This window comes from Pseudomonas sp. 37 R 15 (genome assembly GCF_900004865.1).
Taxonomy (GTDB): Bacteria; Pseudomonadota; Gammaproteobacteria; order Pseudomonadales; family Pseudomonadaceae; genus Aquipseudomonas; species Aquipseudomonas fluorescens_AM.
Window position 1 is genome coordinate 329,030 of sequence record NZ_CVTV01000061.1, and the last position, 3,860, is coordinate 332,889.

The 3,860-nt window shown below is 51.0% G+C and carries 2 tRNA genes and 2 rRNA genes (1 of these 4 cut by a window edge); all 4 read left to right on the forward strand.

Annotation, left to right across the window (positions count from 1 at the left end):
• A 16S ribosomal RNA gene (locus BFQ04_RS27240) occupies nucleotides 1-349 on the forward strand; it begins 1,188 nt to the left of the window's first position.
• A gap of 125 nt (nucleotides 350-474) precedes the next feature.
• A tRNA-Ile gene (locus BFQ04_RS27245) sits at nucleotides 475-551 on the forward strand.
• Nucleotides 552-579: 28 nt separating this feature from the next.
• Nucleotides 580-655: transfer RNA gene (locus BFQ04_RS27250), tRNA-Ala, on the forward strand.
• Between the two features lie 236 nt (nucleotides 656-891).
• Nucleotides 892-3,783, forward strand: a 23S ribosomal RNA gene (locus BFQ04_RS27255).
• The 16S and 23S rRNA genes sit together here with 2 tRNA genes alongside, the layout of an rRNA operon.
• The last annotated feature ends 77 nt before the right edge of the window (nucleotides 3,784-3,860 follow it).

Below are 3,860 nucleotides of genomic sequence, written 5' to 3' on the forward strand. Positions count from 1 at the left end.
TCAAGTCATCATGGCCCTTACGGCCTGGGCTACACACGTGCTACAATGGTCGGTACAGAGGGTTGCCAAGCCGCGAGGTGGAGCTAATCCCACAAAACCGATCGTAGTCCGGATCGCAGTCTGCAACTCGACTGCGTGAAGTCGGAATCGCTAGTAATCGCGAATCAGAATGTCGCGGTGAATACGTTCCCGGGCCTTGTACACACCGCCCGTCACACCATGGGAGTGGGTTGCACCAGAAGTAGCTAGTCTAACCTTCGGGAGGACGGTTACCACGGTGTGATTCATGACTGGGGTGAAGTCGTAACAAGGTAGCCGTAGGGGAACCTGCGGCTGGATCACCTCCTTAATCGACGACATCAGCTGCTCCATAAGTTCCCACACGAATTGCTTGATTCATTGAAGAAGACGATAGAAGCAGCTTCAAGCTTTGAGCTACAAGCTTCAAGTTTGATTGCGTAACGCATCAAAATTGGGTCTGTAGCTCAGTTGGTTAGAGCGCACCCCTGATAAGGGTGAGGTCGGCAGTTCGAATCTGCCCAGACCCACCAATTTTAGTGTCGCAACCCGTTTAAAAGCGGGGCCATAGCTCAGCTGGGAGAGCGCCTGCCTTGCACGCAGGAGGTCAACGGTTCGATCCCGTTTGGCTCCACCATTAACTGCTTCTGCTGTTAGAGTTTAGAAATGAATATTCTGAAGTGAATATTGATTTCTAGTCTTTGATTAGATCGTTCTTTAAAAATTTGGGTATGTGATAGAAAGATAGACTGAACGTTACTTTCACTGGTAACGGATCAGGCTAAGGTAAAATTTGTGAGTTCTCTTAACGAGAAATTCGAATTTTCGGCGAATGTTGTCTTCACAGTATAACCAGATTGCTTGGGGTTATATGGTCAAGTGAAGAAGCGCATACGGTGGATGCCTTGGCAGTCAGAGGCGATGAAAGACGTGGTAGCCTGCGAAAAGCTTCGGGGAGTCGGCAAACAGACTTTGATCCGGAGATGTCTGAATGGGGGAACCCAGCCATCATAAGATGGTTATCTTACGCTGAATACATAGGCGTAAGAGGCGAACCAGGGGAACTGAAACATCTAAGTACCCTGAGGAAAAGAAATCAACCGAGATTCCCTTAGTAGTGGCGAGCGAACGGGGACTAGCCCTTAAGTGGCTTTGAGATTAGCGGAACGCTCTGGAAAGTGCGGCCATAGTGGGTGATAGCCCTGTACGCGAAAATCTCTTAGTCATGAAATCGAGTAGGACGGAGCACGAGAAACTTTGTCTGAATATGGGGGGACCATCCTCCAAGGCTAAATACTACTGACTGACCGATAGTGAACTAGTACCGTGAGGGAAAGGCGAAAAGAACCCCGGAGAGGGGAGTGAAATAGATCCTGAAACCGTATGCGTACAAGCAGTGGGAGCCCACTTTGTTGGGTGACTGCGTACCTTTTGTATAATGGGTCAGCGACTTATTTTCAGTGGCGAGCTTAACCGAATAGGGGAGGCGTAGCGAAAGCGAGTCTTAATAGGGCGTCTAGTCGCTGGGAATAGACCCGAAACCGGGCGATCTATCCATGGGCAGGTTGAAGGTTGGGTAACACTAACTGGAGGACCGAACCGACTACCGTTGAAAAGTTAGCGGATGACCTGTGGATCGGAGTGAAAGGCTAATCAAGCTCGGAGATAGCTGGTTCTCCTCGAAAGCTATTTAGGTAGCGCCTCATGTATCACTGTAGGGGGTAGAGCACTGTTTCGGCTAGGGGGTCATCCCGACTTACCAAACCGATGCAAACTCCGAATACCTACAAGTGCCGAGCATGGGAGACACACGGCGGGTGCTAACGTCCGTCGTGAAAAGGGAAACAACCCAGACCGTCAGCTAAGGTCCCAAAGTTATGGTTAAGTGGGAAACGATGTGGGAAGGCTTAGACAGCTAGGAGGTTGGCTTAGAAGCAGCCACCCTTTAAAGAAAGCGTAATAGCTCACTAGTCGAGTCGGCCTGCGCGGAAGATGTAACGGGGCTCAAACCATACACCGAAGCTACGGGTATCACGTAAGTGATGCGGTAGAGGAGCGTTCTGTAAGCCTGTGAAGGTGAGTTGAGAAGCTTGCTGGAGGTATCAGAAGTGCGAATGCTGACATGAGTAACGACAATGGGTGTGAAAAACACCCACGCCGAAAGACCAAGGTTTCCTGCGCAACGTTAATCGACGCAGGGTTAGTCGGTCCCTAAGGCGAGGCTGAAAAGCGTAGTCGATGGAAAACAGGTTAATATTCCTGTACTTCTGGTTATTGCGATGGAGGGACGGAGAAGGCTAGGCCAGCTTGGCGTTGGTTGTCCAAGTTTAAGGTGGTAGGCTGAGATCTTAGGTAAATCCGGGATCTTAAGGCCGAGAGCTGATGACGAGTTATCTTTTAGATGACGAAGTGGTTGATGCCATGCTTCCAAGAAAAGCTTCTAAGCTTCAGGTAACCAGGAACCGTACCCCAAACCGACACAGGTGGTTGGGTAGAGAATACCAAGGCGCTTGAGAGAACTCGGGTGAAGGAACTAGGCAAAATGGCACCGTAACTTCGGGAGAAGGTGCGCCGGTGAGGGTGAAGGACTTGCTCCGTAAGCTCATGCCGGTCGAAGATACCAGGCCGCTGCGACTGTTTATTAAAAACACAGCACTCTGCAAACACGAAAGTGGACGTATAGGGTGTGACGCCTGCCCGGTGCCGGAAGGTTAATTGATGGGGTTAGCTAACGCGAAGCTCTTGATCGAAGCCCCGGTAAACGGCGGCCGTAACTATAACGGTCCTAAGGTAGCGAAATTCCTTGTCGGGTAAGTTCCGACCTGCACGAATGGCGTAACGATGGCGGCGCTGTCTCCACCCGAGACTCAGTGAAATTGAAATCGCTGTGAAGATGCAGTGTATCCGCGGCTAGACGGAAAGACCCCGTGAACCTTTACTATAGCTTTGCACTGGACTTTGAATTTGCTTGTGTAGGATAGGTGGGAGGCTTTGAAGCGTGGACGCCAGTCTGCGTGGAGCCAACCTTGAAATACCACCCTGGCAACTTTGAGGTTCTAACTCAGGTCCGTTATCCGGATCGAGGACAGTGTATGGTGGGTAGTTTGACTGGGGCGGTCTCCTCCTAAAGAGTAACGGAGGAGTACGAAGGTGCGCTCAGACCGGTCGGAAATCGGTCGTAGAGTATAAAGGCAAAAGCGCGCTTGACTGCGAGACAGACACGTCGAGCAGGTACGAAAGTAGGTCTTAGTGATCCGGTGGTTCTGTATGGAAGGGCCATCGCTCAACGGATAAAAGGTACTCCGGGGATAACAGGCTGATACCGCCCAAGAGTTCATATCGACGGCGGTGTTTGGCACCTCGATGTCGGCTCATCACATCCTGGGGCTGAAGCCGGTCCCAAGGGTATGGCTGTTCGCCATTTAAAGTGGTACGCGAGCTGGGTTTAGAACGTCGTGAGACAGTTCGGTCCCTATCTGCCGTGGACGTTTGAGATTTGAGAGGGGCTGCTCCTAGTACGAGAGGACCGGAGTGGACGAACCTCTGGTGTTCCGGTTGTCACGCCAGTGGCATTGCCGGGTAGCTATGTTCGGAATAGATAACCGCTGAAAGCATCTAAGCGGGAAACTAGCCTCAAGATGAGATCTCACTGGAACCTTGAGTTCCCTGAAGGGCCGTCGAAGACTACGACGTTGATAGGTTGGGTGTGTAAGCGCTGTGAGGCGTTGAGCTAACCAATACTAATTGCCCGTGAGGCTTGACCATATAACACCCAAGCAATTTGACTACTCTAACGAGCATCAGATTGCGGTGTGTGAAGACGAGATGAACCGAAAGTTCGA